Source organism: Burkholderia ubonensis subsp. mesacidophila, assembly GCF_002097715.1.
GTDB lineage: Bacteria > Pseudomonadota > Gammaproteobacteria > Burkholderiales > Burkholderiaceae > Burkholderia > Burkholderia mesacidophila.
Genome location: NZ_CP020737.1, coordinates 3582625 through 3598691, shown reverse-complemented (window position 1 = coordinate 3598691; position 16067 = coordinate 3582625). Strand labels below are relative to the sequence as shown.

The window sequence follows — 16067 nt, the reverse complement described above, 5'->3', positions numbered from 1 at the left end:
GGAAACATCATGCATGTCGGGTCGATTGTCTGCACTACCCATATCGCGGTGCCGAAGGGCGCGCGCGGCATCGTCCAGCGCATCCTGGGCGACATGGCGATGGTGACCTGGTACGCGGGCGTGCCGGGCGAGTCGAAGGAACTCAACACCGAGCCGTTCTTTCTCGAGGACCTGATCGACACCGGCGAATCCGTGCTGCCGGCCGGCGCGGCCGTCCATTGAGCGGGCACGCCGCACCGAACGCTCGTCATTCGGCCCGGCTGGCGGCACAATGCGGGGGATGAACGAAGTCACTCCCGCTCCTTCCGCCCCAGCCGGGCCGCCGTTTGCCGGCCTCACGCCCGAGTGCGTGCTCGACGCGCTCGACAGCGTGCTGATGCCGGCCGGCCTGCGCACCGACGGGCGCCTGCTCGCCCTCAACAGTTACGAAAACCGCGTCTACCAGGTCGGCATCGAAGATGGCCCGCCGATCGTCGCGAAGTTCTATCGCCCGGCGCGCTGGTCGGACGACGCGATCCTCGAGGAACACGCATTCGTCGCCGAGCTCGCCGCGCGCGAGATTCCGGCGGTGCCCGCGCGCGCGTTCGATGGCCGCACGCTGCATGCGTTCGACGGCTTCCGCTTCTCGATCTTCGAGCGGCGCGGCGGCCGCGCGCCCGAACTCGATCGCGCCGACACGCTCGAATGGCTCGGCCGCTTCATCGGCCGCATCCACGCGGTCGGCGCGACCCAGCCGTACGTCGCGCGTCCCACGCTCGACATCCGCACGTTCGGCTACGAACCGCGCGACTATCTGCTCGCGCACGATTTCATTCCGGATGACGTGCGGCCGGCCTACGAGACGGCGGTCACGCTCGCGCTCGAGGGCGTCGAGGCCGCGTTCGAGCGCGCGGGCGAGCTCCGCCTGCTGCGCACGCACGGCGATTGCCATCCGAGCAACGTGCTGTGGACCGACGCGGGGCCGCACTTCGTCGACTTCGACGACAGCCGGATGGCACCCGCGATCCAGGATCTGTGGCTGCTGCTGCCCGGCGACCGCGCGGGCGCGTCGCGCGCGCTCGCCGACCTGCTCGCCGGCTACGAGGACTTCTGCGAATTCGAGCCGCGCGAGCTGCATCTGGTCGAGGCGCTGCGTACGCTGCGCCTGATCCACTACGCCGCGTGGCTCGCGCGGCGCTGGGACGATCCGGCGTTTCCGGCCGCGTTCCCGTGGTTCAACACGCATCGTTACTGGGAAGCGCGCGTGCTCGAACTGCGCGAGCAGATCGGCGCGATGCAGGAAGGGCCGCTCTGGCCCGTGTGACGGACGTCCCCGACGCGCTCGCGCGGCCCGCGTCGCTCAGAACCTCAGCATCAGCTTGATCAGCGCGGCGAAGCGCGTGCCGTACGGCGGCGCGAGCAGGCTGCGCGCGTTCAGGCGCGCCTGCGTCAGCACCGGCTTCATCTTCGAGAACGTCACGAAGCCGTCGTAGCCGTGATACGCGCCCATCCCGCTTGCACCGACGCCGCCGAACGGCAGGCTGCCGCACGCGATGTGCATCAGCGTTTCGTTGACCGAGACGCCGCCCGAGATCGTTTCTCGCATCACGCGCTCGACCGTGCCGGCGTCGTCGTCGAACAGGTACAGCGCGAGCGGCCGCGGCCGCGCGTTCACGTAGGCGATCGCCTCGTCGAGCCGCTCGTACGGCACGAGCGGCAGCAGCGGGCCGAAGATCTCTTCCTGCATCAGCTGCGATGCGGCCGGCACCTGCGTGACCGCGCACGGCACGAAGCGGCGCGACGCGGAATCGGACGACGCGTCCGCGAGCGGGTGCAACTGCGCGCCGGCCGCCTGCGCGTCGCTCGCGAGCTGCTGCAGCCGCGCGAAATGGCGGTCCGACACGATCGTCGTGTAATCGGCGTTGCGGGAGAAATCCGGATACATCTTCGCGAGCCGCGTGCGCGCGCGCTCGATGAACGCGGCTTCCATCCCGCGCGGCAGCAGCACGTAGTCGGGCGCGATGCAGGTCTGGCCGGCGTTCAGCGTCTTGCCCGCGACGATCGCGTCGACCGCCGCGTCGAAGCGCGCGTTCGGCCCGACGATCGCCGGCGACTTGCCGCCGAGCTCGAGCGTGACGGGCGTGAGGTTTTCGGCCGCCGCGCGCATCACGTGCCGGCCGACCTGCGTCGAGCCGGTGAACAGCAGGTGGTCGAACGGCAGCGCGCTGAACGCGGCGCCGATTTCCGCGTCGCCGTTCACGACCGCGACGTGGTCGCGCGAGAAGGTCTTCGCGATCAGCTGCTCGAACAGCGCGGACGTGCGCGGCGTCAGTTCGGACATCTTGACGATCGCGCGGTTGCCGGCCGCGAGCGCGCAGATCAGCGGGCCGGCCGCGAGCAGCACCGGGTAGTTCCACGGCACGACGATGCCGACCACGCCGAGCGGCTGCGGAATCACCTTCGCGCGCGCGGGCCGCAGCCATTTGTTCATCGGCTTGCGCAGCGGCTTCATCCAGCGCTTGCCGTGCTTCAATGCCTCGTCGATCTCTTCCTTCGCCATCCAGATTTCCGACAGCAGCACCTCCTGCTTCGCGCGATGGCCGAAGTCCGCGCTGATCGCGTCGGCAAGCGCGTCGGCATGGTCGATCAGCAGCGTGCGCAGCGCGCGCAGATGCTTCGCACGGGTCTCCCAGTCGGGATACGGCGCACGCAGGTAGGCGGCGCGCTGGTCGTGCAGCAGCGACGTCAGTGCGGCGAATTCGGGCAGGTCGTTCTTCATGTCGTCTCCTCCGGTGGGGCGTGGCGCGTCGGCCGGCAGTCGGACCGCAGGCGCTCGCTCGACGCGTGCGGCGTGGCGGATCGGGGTGGGGGCGCGGCTGCGAGCGTCGCATCCGCGCGACGCTCGGCGGGCATCGACAGGCGGTTGGCGGCGACGCGTGCCGCCTGTTTGCGCTGCGTTGCAGCGCGCGAAACGGACCTGCAAAACACTGCGTGCGGCGTCGCCGCATGCACCGGCGCGATGCATCGCGAGATCGTTGCCGGCAGCTTCAAGCGCTTGCCGGGCGGCGCCGCCGATCCGCGTTCCAAACACGCCGGCGCGACCCGTTCCGTTCGATCGTCGCGCGTCGTCCGCATCGCGGCGCATGCGCGCGCACCGGGCGCCGTTTGAATTGAAATGCCGGGCAGGGGCGGCGCGGCCGGACCACCCGGTCGGCGCACGGCCTGCAGAACGTGTCGCTGCATGACGGTCACTCCCATTTCGCGACAGATCGGCTTCTGGAGGCCGGGGGCGTCGCGCCAAGCGAATCCACTAATCTTAAATTTAGTTCACGCACGCGTTTAGAGGAATCGCTCTTGAATCCGCGCGTCGCGTGCGCGGCGGCGATTCCTACAATGCCCGAACACTACAAGATCAGGACCGCGCGGCCGCGCCGGGCGCCATTCGTGACACGAAGGAGACGTGCATGCAATACGACTACCTCATCGTCGGGGCGGGTTCCGGCGGCGCGAGCCTCGCGGGCCGGCTCGCAGACGCCTGCCCCGACGCGACGATCGCGCTGATCGAAGCGGGCGCGCACACCGAGCGCAACCTGCTCGTGAACATGCCGGTCGGCATCGCGGCGCTCGTGCCGTTCAAGCTCGGCACCAACTACGGCTACGAGACCGTGCCGCAGCCGGGCCTCGGCGGGCGCCGCGGCTACCAGCCGCGCGGGCGCGGGATGGGCGGCTCGAGCGCGATCAACGCGATGATCTATACGCGCGGCCATCCGCTCGACTACGACGAATGGGCGCAGCTCGGCGCGACGGGCTGGGGCTGGCAGGACGTGCTGCCGTACTTCCGGCGCGCGGAAGGCAACCAGCGCGGCGCGAACGCATGGCACGGCGCGGACGGCCCGCTCACGGTGTCCGACCTGCGCTTTCGCAATCCGTTCTCCGAACGATTCATCCAGGCCGCGCACGCGGCCGGCTATCCGCTCAACGACGATTTCAACGGGGCGACGCAGGAAGGCGTCGGCTTCTACCAAGTCACGCATCGCGACGGCTCGCGCTGCAGCGTCGCGCGTGCATATATCTACGGCCGCAACCGTCCGAACCTGCATGTGATCACCGATGCGACGGTGCTGCGCGTCGGCTTCGACGGCAAGCGCGCGGTCGGCGTCACGATCGCGCGCAACGGGCGCGTGGAAACGCTCGGCGCGCGCGCGGAAGTGATCCTGTCGGCCGGCGCGTTCAACTCGCCGCAGCTCCTGATGTGCTCGGGCATCGGCCCGGCCGACCAGTTGCGCCGGCACGGCATCGAGGTCGTGCAGGATGCGCCGGATGTCGGCGCGAACCTGATCGACCACATCGACTTCATCATCAACACGCGCGTGAATTCGTCGGAGCTGGTCGGCGTGTGCGTGCGCGGGCTCGCGAAGATGACGCCCGCGCTCGCGCGCTACTTCTCGAGCCGCACCGGGATGATGACGAGCAACGTCGCGGAGGCGGGCGGCTTCATCAAGAGCGATCCATCGCTCGAGCGGCCCGACCTGCAGCTGCATTTCTGCACAGCGCTCGTCGACGATCACAATCGCAAGATGCACTGGGGTTTCGGCTATTCGCTGCACGTGTGCGCGCTGCGGCCGAAGAGCCGCGGCACGGTGACGCTCGCGAGCGGCGACGCGCGCGACGCGCCGCTGATCGATCCGCGCTTCTTCAGCGATGCGCGCGATCTCGACCTGCTGGTGCGCGGCGCGCAGGCGATGCGGCGGATCCTGTCGCAGGCGCCGCTCGCGTCGCAGGGCGGGCGAGAGCTGTACACGCGGGCGGACCAGACGGAAGCCGAGCTGCGCGCGACGATCGTTCAGCATGCCGACACGATCTATCACCCGGTCGGCACCTGCCGGATGGGCACGGACGCGCGCGCGGTCGTCGATACGGAGCTGCGCGTGCGCGGCGTCGAGGGGCTGCGGGTGGTGGATGCGTCGGTGATGCCGACGCTGATCGGCGGGAATACGAATGCGCCGTCGGTGATGATCGGCGAGCGCGCGGTGGACTTCATCGTCGCCGCGCGCCGGGCGGGTGCGCCACGCGCGGCTGCGGCGGCGCTGCACGGCCGCTGAGCGGCGCGCGCGGATGCTCAGGCAAACGTATCGACGAGGCTGGCGCGGCTTGCGGTCGCGACCGTCGCCGCGGGTTGCGCGGCGTCGAGCGTCGCATCGGCGCCTGACGGTGCGCCGCCGCCGCGCCGCGCCGCTTGCCCGCCGGCGAACGACTGCTGCGGGTTCTGCTGCTGCGAAGCGAAGCCGCCGTCGCTGACGGTCGTGCTGCCCAGGCCGAGGCCGCCGGCTTCCATCGCGTCGCGCAGCTTCGGCAGCGCGGCTTCGACCGCGTCGCGCACCTGCGCGTGCTCCGACACGAACAGCGCGTGCGCATGATTGTCCGCGACCCGCAGCACGACCTGTAGCGGGCCGAGATCCGGCGGATTGAGCGTCAGCTCGGCGCTCTGCTGGTGCGCGTTCGACAGGAACACGACCTTCTGGCTCAGCGCTTCCGTCCAGTCGGCAGTGCCGACGTGCGGCGCGAGCACGTGCGTGTTCGCGGCGGCGATGCCGTTCGCGGCCGCCGCCACCGGCGCGTTCGCTTGCGCGGCGGCCGTCGCGGCGGCCAGCGCCGCACCGGCCGGAGCGGAGGCGTCCTGCGTCGCCGCGAGCGCATGTGCCGCATCGGGCTTGGCCGCATCGGCCTGGGCCGACTGCGTGGGCGACGGCTGGGCCGGTGCCTGCTGCGCGGCGACCGCGCCCTTCGCGTCGGTCAGCGTCTTGTCGAACGTCGGTGCTTTCGGCGCCAGCGGCACGGCGGCCGCGGTTGCCGTCGCCGGCTGCGCCGCGCCCGCGGCCGCGCCTGTGGCCGTGGCCGTTGCAGCGGCGGCGTTCGCGTCGCCGGTGAGCTTCGCGAGCGCGGCATGCAGCGCGTCGCGACTCGTCGCCGGTTCGTCGGTCGCGGCTGCCGGTTGCGCGCTGCCCTTCGTCGCGTTCGCGGCTGCCGCGAGGGCCGCCGATGCCGCGTCGCCGGCGCGCGACAGCGGGTCGGCGGACGGCGCGTCGGTCGCGGCAGGCGCGCTGTCGGGACGCGCCTGCAATTGCGCCTGCACGGCGGCCGCGGCGGCGAGTGCGGCCGCATCCGGGTTGACGGCCGCGGTGGCGTCGTCGTGGGTCTTGTCGTCGGACGAGCCGGACGGCTTCGCGTTACCGGTGACGGTCGACGGCGAGGTCGATGACGTCGACGGCGAACTCGGCGTCGACGACGCGTCGGCCTGCGCCGACGACGTGCGCTGCGATGCGACGCTTTGCTGCAGCGTCTGCGCGAACGGCAGCGCCGACGGGGTTGCATCGGCCGAATTGCCGGCCGCGGACGCGTCCGCGGCGGCCTTGCGGCCGGCCTTGAGGGCGGAGCCGGCAGTATCGATCAGTGCGCCGAGCAGGGACAGGGAGGGCATGGCGTATCTCTCGTTCGATTGCGTTGGACGGTTACGTCGACTTTGCCGCGTCGGCCCGCATCCGCAGGATCTTCGCGGCATGCTCGTCGGCCTCGCGCTGCTCGCGCTTCGCGGTGCGGACCGCTTCCTGCGCGACGCCGCGCGCCTGCAGGATTTCGTACGAGCCGACGGTGCGTTTCTTCAGCTGCCAGTGGGGGCGGGCTTCGTCGATGCGCGCGTCGGCGGCGGCCAGCACGTTGCGCTGCTGGGCGATCGCCGTGTCGAGCGTGTCGAGGAAGGCCTGGAAATTCCGCCAGTTGCCGGCGGGCATCCCGTGTTGCGCGGATTGCGAGAAGCGCGCGTGATATTCGTCGCGGTAGCGCAGCAGCGAGTCGAGCTGGTTGGCCGCGTCGGTGCGTTCGCGCTGCGCGACGCCGAGCTGGCGGGTCGCCGCGTCGAGATCCTCGTTGGCGCGATCGAGCAGGATCTGCAGGGGAAAGCTTTGTGCCATTTAGCGTCAGCCTCCGTGGTTGAACAGCGCATCGAGTCCGGCCAGGCTCGCGTCGTACGGCGCGCATTCGCGGAAGCCCTGCTGCAGGAACGCTTCGATGTGCGGGTAAAGCGCGATCGCATGGTCGAGCTGCGCGTCGCGGCCGGGCGCGTAGGCGCCCACCGCGATCAGGTCGCGGTTGCGCTGGTAGCGCGACAGCATCTGCTTGAACTGGCGCACGTGGTCGAGGTGCGACTCGTCGATCAGCGCGGTCATCGCGCGGCTGATCGACGCCTCGATGTCGATCGCCGGATAGTGGCCGGCCTCGGCGAGTGCGCGCGACAGCACGATGTGGCCGTCGAGGATCGCGCGCGCCGAATCGGCGATCGGGTCCTGCTGGTCGTCGCCTTCCGTCAGCACCGTGTAGAACGCGGTGATCGAGCCGCCGCCTTCGGGCCCGTTGCCGGTGCGCTCGACGAGCGCGGGCAGCTTCGCGAATACCGACGGCGGATAGCCCTTGGTCGCGGGCGGCTCGCCGATCGCGAGCGCGATCTCGCGCTGCGCCATCGCGTAGCGGGTCAGCGAATCCATCAGCAGCAGCACGTGCTTGCCCTGGTCGCGGAACCATTCGGCGAGCGCCGTCGCGTACGCGGCGCCCTGCATCCGCAACAGCGGCGACACGTCGGCGGGCGCCGCGACCACGACCGAGCGCGCGAGCCCGTCCTCGCCGAGGATCTGCTCGATGAATTCCTTCACTTCGCGGCCCCGTTCGCCGATCAGGCCGATCACGATCACCTCGGCGCTCGTGTAGCGCGCCATCGTGCCGAGCAGCACCGACTTGCCGACGCCGGAGCCGGCGAACAAGCCCATCCGCTGGCCGCGCCCGACGGTGAGCAGCGCGTTGATCGCGCGCACGCCGACGTCGAGCACGTGGTGGATCGGCTCGCGGTCGAGCGGGTTGATCGACGCCGCGGTGAGCGGTGCGTCGACCTTCGACGTGAGCGGGCCGAGGTTGTCGAGCGGGCGGCCCGACGCGTCGACGACGCGCCCGAGCATTTCCCAGCCGACCGGCAGGCGCTTGGCGCCCGCGAGCGGATCGGCGACCGGCGCGCGTTCGAGCGGCCACACGCGCGCGCCGGGCAGCACGCCCGCGACGTCGGTGGTCGGCATCAGGAACAGGCGGTCGCCGGCGAAGCCGACCACTTCCGCCTCCGCCAACGGCAGCGTGCTGCCGGGCGGCAATTCGATCGTGCATTCGGCGCCGACCGACAGGCGCAGCCCGATCGCCTCGAGCACGAGGCCGGCCGCGCGGGTGAGGCGGCCGCACGGGCGCAGCGGCAGCGCGTGGTGGCTGCGCGCCGCCAGGCCGTTCAGGTGGGTGCGCCAGTGCGCGAGGTGCGGGTTGTGCGGCGCGCGCGGTGCGGCGTCGGCGGCCGCCGAGGCCGGCGCGGGGTCGCGCGGCGTGTCCGGGCCGAACGACGCGAGCGCGAGTTCGCGCTCGAGCGGCGTCATGCCGTCATGCGCGAACGATTCGGGCGTGGGCGTCACCATGCGCTGACCTTGCCGATCGCGGCGGCGACGCGCTGCCAGCGGGTCGGCAGCGTCGCGTCGACTTCGCCCGTCGCGGCGTGCGCGCGACAGCCGCCGCGCTCGATCGTCGCATCGGTGCGCACGCTCCAGCCGAGCGCGTCGAGTTCTTCCTGCAGGTATGCCTCGACAACCGGCAGGTCGGCGGGATGCACCGCGAGGTGCGGCGCGCCCGCCAGCGCCGGCTCGGCCGCGAGCACGTCGCGCACCGCGGCGACGAGGGCGGCCGGGTCATGCTTCACGTGCTGGCGCACGACCTGCTGCGCGATGTCGAGCGCGAGTTGCGCGACATCGGACGCGAGATCGTGCTCGGCGGTGGCCAGTGCTTCCCGGAACGACGCGGCGAGCGCCGCAAGCTGCGCGGCCTGCTCGCGCGCCTCGGCCTGGCCGGCCTCGAAACCCTGCTGGTGGCCCTGCTCGTAGCCGGCCTGGTAGCCGTGCGCCTGGCCCTCGACGTGACCGGTCGACAGGCCTTCCGCGTGCGCGGCGTCGCGCACGCGCTGCAATTCCTCGGCGAGCGCGGCCGCCGCCGCGGCTGCGGTGTCGGGCGGCGGCGGGGGAGGCGGCGGGTCGAACGACGCCATCTCCCAGCGCTGGTAGGCGCTGACGTCGCCCACGCGGTCGCTCGCCGGATCAGACATATGCGTCTTCCGCCTTGCCGCCGATCACGATCTGGCCGCCCTCGGCGAGGTTGCGCACGATCTGCAGGATGCGGCGCTGCTGCGTCTCGACTTCGGACACGCGCACCGGGCCGCGTGCGTCGAGATCCTCGGCGAGCAGTTCGGCCGCGCGCTGCGACATGTTCGCCAGGAACTTCTGGCGCAGCGCGGGCGGCGCGCCCTTCAGCGCGATGATCAGCGTTTCCGACTCGACTTCCTTCAGCAGCAGCTGGATCGCGCGGTCCTCGAGGTCGAGCAGGTTCTCGAACACGAACATCTGGTCGATGATCTTCTGCGCGAGGTCCGGATCGTACTGGCGGACGTTCTCGAGCACGCCTTCCTCGTGCACCGACGTCATGAAGTTCAGGATCTCGGCCGCGGTGCCGATGCCGCCCATCGGGCTGCGCTTCAGGTTGTCGCTGCCGGACAGGAGGCCCGACAGCACGTCGTCGAGCTCGCGCAGCGCGGCCGGCTGGATGCCGTCGAGCGTCGCGATCCGCAGCAGCACGTCATTGCGCAGCCGCTCGGTGAAGCACGACGCGATCTCGGACGCCTGGTCGCGGTCGAGATGCACGAGGATCGTCGCGACGATTTGCGGATGCTCGTTCTTGATCAGCTCGGCCACCGCGCTCGAATCCATCCACTTCAGGCCTTCGATGCCGCTCGTGTCGCTGCCCTGCAGGATGCGGTCGATCAGCACGCCGGCCTTGTCCTCGCCGAGCGCCTTCGTCAGCACCGAGCGGATGTAGTCGTTCGAATCGAGCGACAGCGCGGTGTGCTGTTCGGCTTCCTTCGCGAACTCGTTCAGCACGTTCTCGACCTGCTCGCGCGTGACGTTGCGCAGCGCGGCCATCGTGGCGCCGATCTTCTGCACCTCGCGCGGCGCGAGGAATTTGAATACCTGCGCGGCCTCTTCCTCGCCGATCGACATCAGCAGGAGCGCGCTCTTGGTCAAGCCTTCAGCGTTCATCGTTCACCCAGCTCTTCACGACGGTTGCGACGATCTTCGGATCCTGACGGGCGATCGTGCGTGCGTAGTCGAGGTTGCGCTCGTAGCGGTGTTTCTCGTTTTCGAAACCGAGCAGCAGCGCGTCGGCGTCGTCGTTCGCGGCGGCCTTCTCCGGCGCGGGCAGGCCGTCCAGCGCGACCGCGTCTTCCGGCGCCGGCAGCGCGGGCGCGGCCGGCTCGGGCGGCGGGAACGCGCGGCGCATCGCCGGGCGCACCACCGCGAAGTACAGCGCCGCCGCGACCGCCGCGATGCCGAGCCACTTCGCGGCTTCCTTCGCCATGTCGATCATGTCCGGCTGGCGGTACCACGGCAGGTCGGCGTACGGGTCGCCGGCGGTCGAGAACGTGCTGTTGACGACGTTCACCGAGTCGCCGCGCTTCGCGTCGTAGCCCATCGCGTCCTTCACGAGCTGCTCGACCTGCGCGAGCTTCGCGGGCGGCAGCGGCTGCATCGTCACGTGGCCCTTCGAATCGGCGACCGGCTGGTAGTTGACGACGACCGCGACCGACAGCCGCTTCACGTTGCCCATCGGCTGCTCGACGTGGCGGATCGTCTTGTCGAGCTCGTAGTTGGTCGTCGAATCCTTGCGGTCGCTCACCGGCGTCGTCTGCGGGCCGTTCTGGCCGTTGCCCGCGACGATCGGCGCGGAGGCCGGCTGCGGCGGCGTGTTCGACAGCGCGCCCGGCACGCCCGACGCGCCGCTCTGCGCGAGCTCGGTCGCGGTGCTGGTCTGCTGGCTGCGGATCGCGCTCTGCTGCGGCGAGCCGTTCGGGCCGTAGCTTTCCGAGGTCTGCTCGAGCCGCGAGAAGTCGATGTCGGCGCTCACCTGCGAACGCGCGTTGCCGGTGCCGAAGATCGGCGCGAGGATCGCGTCGATGCGCTTCTGCGTGTTGCGCTCGACCTGCTGCACGTACTTGAGCTGGCTCGCGTCGAGGCCGCTCGCCGACGCCGGCTGCGTCAGCAGGTTGCCGTCCTGGTCGACGATCGTGACGTTCTTCGCGGGCATGTCGGGCACGCCCGACGACACCATCCGCGTGATCGCCAGCACCTGGCCCTCGTCGAGCACGCGGCCCGGATAGAGGTCGACGAACACGGACGCGCTCGGCGCCTCCTTGTCGCGCACGAACACCGACGGCTTCGGGATCGCGAGATGCACGCGCGCGGCGCGCACCGCGTTGATCGATTCGATCGTGCGCTGCAGCTCGCCTTCAAGCGCACGCTGGTAGTTGATCTGCTCGGCGAACTGGCTGATGCCGAATTTCTGGTTGTCCATCAGCTCGAAGCCGACCGAGCCGCCCTTCGGCAGCCCGAGCGCCGCGAGCTTCAGGCGCGTTTCGTGGACCTGGTTGGCCGGCACGAGGATCGCGCCGCCGGCGTCGGCGAACTTGTATGGAACGTTTGCCTGCTGGAGCGCAGCAATGATCGCACCGCCGTCGCGGTCCGACAGGTTGCTGTACAGCACGCGGTAGTCGGGCGCGCGGCTCCACAGCACGAGGGCGACGAGCACGGCGACCGCGAAGGCGGCGGCGATGATGAACGGCAGCTTCGGGTTGCCGCGCATCCGCGCGATGCCCGGAATCCGTTCAGCGAAGCCGCCGAGCCCGAAGTCCACGCCTGCGCCGCCAGCCCCCGGCAGCGCCGCGGCCGCGGCGGCGCCGGGCGCCGGGCTGGCAAGGCCAGTGCGGGCGTCGGGATTGATCAGCGAATTGGCCTGCGAATCCATGCGTCGAGGTTCTCCGGAGCGGGACGACTGAGCCGCTCGGACGAGCGGGCGGACAATGACACGATGCGATTATCGTGATGCCGGCCCCGATCCGATCGCCCGAAAAGAGCCGGGTTTCCCCCGTACTTTCGCGGCTTTGCCGGACGGTGCGCTGCTATGCTTTTTCGCGATCCGGTATGGCGGGCGCGCGCGGGTCGCGCCGACGGCCCGCCCGGCCCGGCCCGAACGGGCCCTCTTTTTTGATGGTGAGACAGCATGACGGCGAACGTCGGCGGAATCGGTTCGGTATTGCAACAGATGCAGGCGATGGCGGCGCAGGCGGCGAACGGCACGGCCAGCCCGACCGCGGCGGTCGCCGGGTCCGGCGCGGCGACCGCCGGAACCTTCGCGAGCGCGATGAAGGCGTCGCTCGACAAGATCAGCGGCGATCAGCAGCACGCGCTCGGCGAGGCGCACGCGTTCGAGGTCGGCGCGCCGAACATCTCGCTGAACGACGTGATGGTCGACATGCAGAAGGCGAACATCGGCTTCCAGTTCGGGCTGCAGGTCCGCAACAAGCTCGTGACCGCGTACAACGAAGTCATGCAGATGCCGGTCTGACGGGCCGGCCACCCGGCGGCCGGCGCTCCGGCGGCCGGCGATCCCGGAGGGCGGCCATCCGGCGGCCCTCGGTTCTGCCTAAAGCTTTTAACTTCCTTTCCGATAACTCCGGGAGTCAGCCGCGCTGCGGGCGCAGGCTATCCAGATCCAACGCATCAACAAGGAGAAGCGCATGTTTTCCCCAGGACACGCTGGAGCCAATGCGTACGCGCGCGTCGGCGTCGAGACGGGGGTGATGGGCGCGTCCCCGCATCGCCTGATCGCGATGCTCTACCAGGGCGCGCGGAAGGCCATCGCGCTCGCGCGCATGCATCTGCAGCAGGGCAACATCCCGGCGCGCGGCGAGGCGATCGGCAAGGCGATCAGCATCGTCGAGAGCGGCCTGCAGACGTCGCTGAACCGCGAAGCGGGCGGCGAGATCGCGGCGCGCCTCGATGCGCTGTACACCTACATCGGCAAGCGCCTGCTCCAGGCGAACGCGCAGGGCAGCGAGGCCATGCTGGTCGAGGTCGACGGGCTGCTCGCGACGCTCGAGGAAGCGTGGATCGGCATCGGCCCGGAAGTCGCGCGGATGGCCGCACAACAGGCCGCGGACCAGCAAAGATGAACCGGAAGGACGAGTACTTCGCGCGCTACGAGGCGATCGCGGCCGTGTCCGGCCGGATGCTGCACGCTGCGCGCGACGCCGACTGGAACGCGCTGTCGGGGCTGCAGGAGGAATACCTGCGGCTCGTCGACGGGCTGAAGGAGGCCGGGCAGGGCATCGCGCTCGGCGAGGACGAACTCGCCCGCAAGCTCGACCTGATTCGCCGCATTCTGGCCGACGACGCCGCGATCCGCGATCTCGCGAGCCCGGAGATCGCACGGCTGTCCGCGCTGTTCGAGACGCAGCGCTCGACCAAAGTGCTGACCGACCTGTACCGCGCGCGGGGCTGACGGCGCGGATCGCGCGCGCCCGGCGCCGCCGGTTTGCGCGTTTTCCGCATTCGCATCGATGTTGCATAGGTGAGCAGGTTCCGATCATGACCGGTATCGACACCGTAGCCGCCGCGTTGCTGGCCAGTCGCCTCGACAGCCTGCTGACCGGCGTCGTGTCGCCGCCGTCCGGCGGCGGGGCGGCCGCGCAGGTCGGCGCGCAGGCCGCCGGCGCTTCCCTGGCGGCTCAGGTGCCGGCGCCGCCCGCGGCGTCGATCCCGCCAGCGTCTGCGCAGACGGCGCTGTCCGAAGTCGGGCTCGTGCTCGACGCGATCTCCCGTTTCGGCGGCGACGCGACGCCGGCAGTCGTCGGCCAGGCGCCGCTGCTGGCCGATCCGACCATGCTGCTGGCCGATCCGGCCGCGCAGGCGCCGGGCGGCGCGCGCGCGGCCGCGCCGCAGGACGCGGCGCGCCAGGCGGCGTTCCCGTCCGGCCAGGCCGCATCGGCCGCGCAGGCGGCGCACGACGCGTCGGCCACGCCGCCGGTCGTGGCGCTGCGCGCCGCGCTCGCGCAGGCCGTGAGCGAAAGCGGCCTGTTCTACGAATCCCATCTCGCACAATGGCTGGCCGGACAGCGGCCGCTCGCGGCGCTCGCGCGCGAGCCGCAGGCGCGCCTGCTCGCGCCCGCCGACGCGCATCCGCCGGCGGCCGACAGGGCGCTCGACGACCTGCTCGACGCGCGCCTGCCGCTGCCGTCGCCCGCGCCTCGCGCGGCGGCCCAGCAGGCGCCGGGGCAGGGCGCGCCGGCCGGGGTGCCGCCGCGCCCAACCGCGCATGACTTCCTCGGGCCCGACACGGCGCAGGCTCGCCTCGCCGCCGACGCGCGCCCCGAAGCCGCCGAGTCCCGCTGGCCCCCCGCGCGCGCCGCGCTGGCCGACGCGGCATCGTCCGACGCGCAGGGCGCGGCGCCCGCGACCGTGCATCCGGCCGCCGTGCCGCTCGTGCGCCAGCAGCTCGACGTGCTTGCGACCGACCAGTTCCGCTGGATCGGCGAAGCGTGGCCGGGCGCGCGGCTCGACTGGACGATCGAGCCCGACGACTCGGGCGGGCACGCGGCGCGCGGCGACGACGCCGGCGACGGCATCGCGTGGCGCACGCGGCTCACGCTCACGCTGCCGTCGCTCGGCATGGTCGATGCGGAACTGGTGCTGAACGGCGAGCAGCTCGTCGCACGGCTGCGCGCGAACGAGGCCGGCGCCGGCCGGCTCGCGCGGCACGAGGGCGCGCTGCGGCAGCGGCTGGAGGCGTCGGGGCTGCAGGTCGGCGGGCTGTCGATCCGCGCGGTCGACGGCGCACCGGACGGCTTCGACGCGATCGCCGCGAAGGCGGCCGCGGCGGCCTATGCGCGCGGCGGCGGCAGCGGCGACGACGGAGGCGCGCGATGAGCGGGTCGTCCCGCAAGCGCGCGGCCGCGCTCGTCTACGACGCGAAGGGCGGCGACGCCGCGCCGCGCGTGATCGCGAAGGGCTACGGGGCGGTCGCCGAGATGATCGTCGCCCGCGCCCGCGATGCGGGGCTCTACGTGCACACCGCGCCGGAGATGGTGTCGCTGCTGATGCAGGTCGATCTCGACGACCGGATCCCGCCGCAGCTGTATCAGGCGGTCGCTGACCTGCTCGCGTGGCTGTACGCGCTCGAGCGCGCCGACGCAGCGGAAGGCGGCACGCCGCCGGACTTTCCGCTGCCGCGGCTGCGCTGACGCGGCCGGACCTGCGCGGGCCCGCCGATTGAGCCCGGCTGCAATTTATGTAATGATATCCATTCTCATTTTCATGCCTCGCGGGCGGCGCGCTTGACCGGCGCGCCGCCCGTCGTTTTGAACGAATGGAATTCCCTGCGTGAACGCGCCCGAAACGATCGATACGCCCCAGGCGGGTATGCCCCGAGCGGGCGTCAACGTGCTGCCCCATCCTGCGGCGGCGCGCCCGCTGACCGGCGACGAGCTCGCCGCGCGCCGCCAGCGTTCGCGCCGCGCGACCTTCATCAAGTGGCTGCGCAAGGTGCACGGCTGGGTCGGCCTGTGGGGCGCGGTGCTGGGGCTGCTGTTCGGCGTGACGGGCATCGTGCTCAATCACCGCGCGCCGCCGCTGAAGATCCCGACCGGCGAGCCGCAGGTCGAGGAGATGCAGCTCGCGCTGCCGAACCCGGCGCCCGCGACGCCCGCCGCGATGACGAAGTGGCTGGCGCGCGAGCTGCGCTTCGACGGCCGCCCGGGCCGGGTGCGCAAGGACCCGGCGCAGCCCGTCGCATGGGGCGACCGGCGCGTGATGCAGCCCGAGCACTGGCAGTTCGGGCTGTTCGGGCCGCACCAGAACCTGCAGGCCGAATACTGGGTCGGCAACGGCTACGTCTCGGTGAAGCGCACGGGCAACTCGTTCCTGACGACGCTGAACAACCTGCATCGCGGCGTCGGGATGAACCTCGGCTGGGTGCTGCTGATGGATACGATCGCGGGCTCGCTGATCCTGCTGTCGCTGACCGGCGTGCTGCTGTGGACCGAGCTGAACAAACGCCGCACGGTCGGCGTCGTGCTGGTGGCCGGCTCGGTCGCGGCGGCGCTCGCCGCGGGGCTCGTCTAGCGGCCGCCG

At 71.4% G+C, this 16067-nt stretch carries 17 protein-coding genes; 9 read left to right on the top strand and 8 right to left on the bottom strand.

The features are described from left to right. Nucleotides 1-9: 9 nt before the first annotated feature. Both B7P44_RS16950 and B7P44_RS16945 read left to right on the top strand, forming a co-directional pair. Nucleotides 10-222 (top strand): hypothetical protein, encoded by a 213-nt coding sequence (locus tag B7P44_RS16950; protein ID WP_029226305.1) that lies wholly within the window; start codon nt 10-12, stop codon nt 220-222. Between the two features lie 49 nt (nt 223-271). Continuing rightward, the gene (locus tag B7P44_RS16945; protein WP_084906078.1) at nt 272-1303 is read left to right on the top strand and encodes a serine/threonine protein kinase; all 1032 of its coding nucleotides are present in this window, start codon (nt 272-274) and stop codon (nt 1301-1303) included. Nucleotides 1304-1339: 36 nt separating this feature from the next. On the opposite strand, the gene B7P44_RS16940 is transcribed toward B7P44_RS16945, so the two are convergent. Together B7P44_RS16940 and B7P44_RS36370 are read right to left on the bottom strand one after the other, a co-directional pair. Next, the gene (locus B7P44_RS16940) at nt 1340-2758 is read right to left on the bottom strand and encodes a coniferyl aldehyde dehydrogenase (RefSeq protein ID WP_084906761.1); all 1419 of its coding nucleotides are present in this window, start codon (nt 2756-2758) and stop codon (nt 1340-1342) included. Next, entirely contained in the window at nt 2755-3231 is a 477-nt protein-coding gene (locus tag B7P44_RS36370) for a hypothetical protein (protein ID WP_133117970.1), read from the bottom strand. The genes B7P44_RS16940 and B7P44_RS36370 overlap by 4 nt, the downstream gene beginning before the upstream one ends. A gap of 212 nt (nt 3232-3443) precedes the next feature. Here B7P44_RS36370 and B7P44_RS16930 point away from each other — a divergent pair, with 212 nt between their 5' ends. Next, complete coding sequence (locus tag B7P44_RS16930) at nt 3444-5081, top strand: GMC family oxidoreductase (RefSeq protein ID WP_084906076.1); 1638 nt, start codon at nt 3444-3446, stop codon at nt 5079-5081. Between the two features lie 17 nt (nt 5082-5098). On the opposite strand, the gene B7P44_RS16925 is transcribed toward B7P44_RS16930, so the two are convergent. Genes B7P44_RS16925 through fliF form a run of 6 tightly spaced genes read right to left on the bottom strand, consistent with a single transcriptional unit; the run spans nt 5099 to nt 11904 of the window. Next, on the bottom strand, nt 5099-6457 hold the full coding sequence (locus tag B7P44_RS16925; RefSeq protein ID WP_084906074.1) for a flagellar hook-length control protein FliK: 1359 nt from the start codon (nt 6455-6457) through the stop codon (nt 5099-5101). A 31-nt stretch (nt 6458-6488) separates the two neighbouring features. Further along, the gene (fliJ, locus tag B7P44_RS16920; RefSeq protein WP_084906072.1) at nt 6489-6947 is read right to left on the bottom strand and encodes a flagellar export protein FliJ; all 459 of its coding nucleotides are present in this window, start codon (nt 6945-6947) and stop codon (nt 6489-6491) included. A 6-nt stretch (nt 6948-6953) separates the two neighbouring features. Beyond that, nucleotides 6954-8477 carry a flagellar protein export ATPase FliI gene (gene fliI, locus B7P44_RS16915; RefSeq protein ID WP_084906070.1) on the bottom strand — a complete coding sequence of 508 codons (1524 nt, stop codon included), beginning with the start codon at nt 8475-8477 and terminating at the stop codon, nt 6954-6956. Next, nucleotides 8471-9154 (bottom strand): flagellar assembly protein FliH, encoded by a 684-nt coding sequence (gene fliH / locus B7P44_RS16910; protein ID WP_084906068.1) that lies wholly within the window; start codon nt 9152-9154, stop codon nt 8471-8473. The genes fliI and fliH overlap by 7 nt, the downstream gene beginning before the upstream one ends. Then, nucleotides 9147-10142, bottom strand: a complete 996-nt coding sequence (gene fliG, locus B7P44_RS16905; RefSeq protein ID WP_084906066.1) for a flagellar motor switch protein FliG — start codon at nt 10140-10142, stop codon at nt 9147-9149. The genes fliH and fliG overlap by 8 nt, the downstream gene beginning before the upstream one ends. Beyond that, nucleotides 10132-11904, bottom strand: a complete 1773-nt coding sequence (gene fliF, locus B7P44_RS16900) for a flagellar basal-body MS-ring/collar protein FliF (RefSeq protein WP_084906064.1) — start codon at nt 11902-11904, stop codon at nt 10132-10134. The genes fliG and fliF overlap by 11 nt, the downstream gene beginning before the upstream one ends. 255 nt (nt 11905-12159) lie before the next feature. Between fliF and fliE the strand changes: the two genes are divergently transcribed. The 6 genes from fliE to B7P44_RS16865 all read left to right on the top strand — a co-directional run bounded on the left by fliE (nt 12160) and on the right by B7P44_RS16865 (nt 16058). Beyond that, complete coding sequence (gene fliE / locus B7P44_RS16890) at nt 12160-12504, top strand: flagellar hook-basal body complex protein FliE (RefSeq protein WP_084906062.1); 345 nt, start codon at nt 12160-12162, stop codon at nt 12502-12504. Nucleotides 12505-12676: 172 nt separating this feature from the next. After that, entirely contained in the window at nt 12677-13111 is a 435-nt protein-coding gene (fliS, locus tag B7P44_RS16885) for a flagellar export chaperone FliS (RefSeq protein WP_084906060.1), read from the top strand. Further along, entirely contained in the window at nt 13108-13440 is a 333-nt protein-coding gene (locus tag B7P44_RS16880) for a flagellar protein FliT (protein ID WP_084906058.1), read from the top strand. The genes fliS and B7P44_RS16880 overlap by 4 nt, the downstream gene beginning before the upstream one ends. 86 nt (nt 13441-13526) lie before the next feature. Next, a complete protein-coding gene (fliK, locus tag B7P44_RS16875; protein WP_084906056.1) occupies nt 13527-14864 on the top strand; it encodes a flagellar hook-length control protein FliK in 1338 nt (445 codons plus the stop codon). After that, a complete protein-coding gene (locus B7P44_RS16870; protein WP_084906054.1) occupies nt 14861-15178 on the top strand; it encodes an EscU/YscU/HrcU family type III secretion system export apparatus switch protein in 318 nt (105 codons plus the stop codon). The genes fliK and B7P44_RS16870 overlap by 4 nt, the downstream gene beginning before the upstream one ends. Nucleotides 15179-15317: 139 nt before the next feature. Then, the gene (locus B7P44_RS16865) at nt 15318-16058 is read left to right on the top strand and encodes a PepSY-associated TM helix domain-containing protein (RefSeq protein WP_084906052.1); all 741 of its coding nucleotides are present in this window, start codon (nt 15318-15320) and stop codon (nt 16056-16058) included. The last annotated feature ends 9 nt before the right edge of the window (nt 16059-16067 follow it).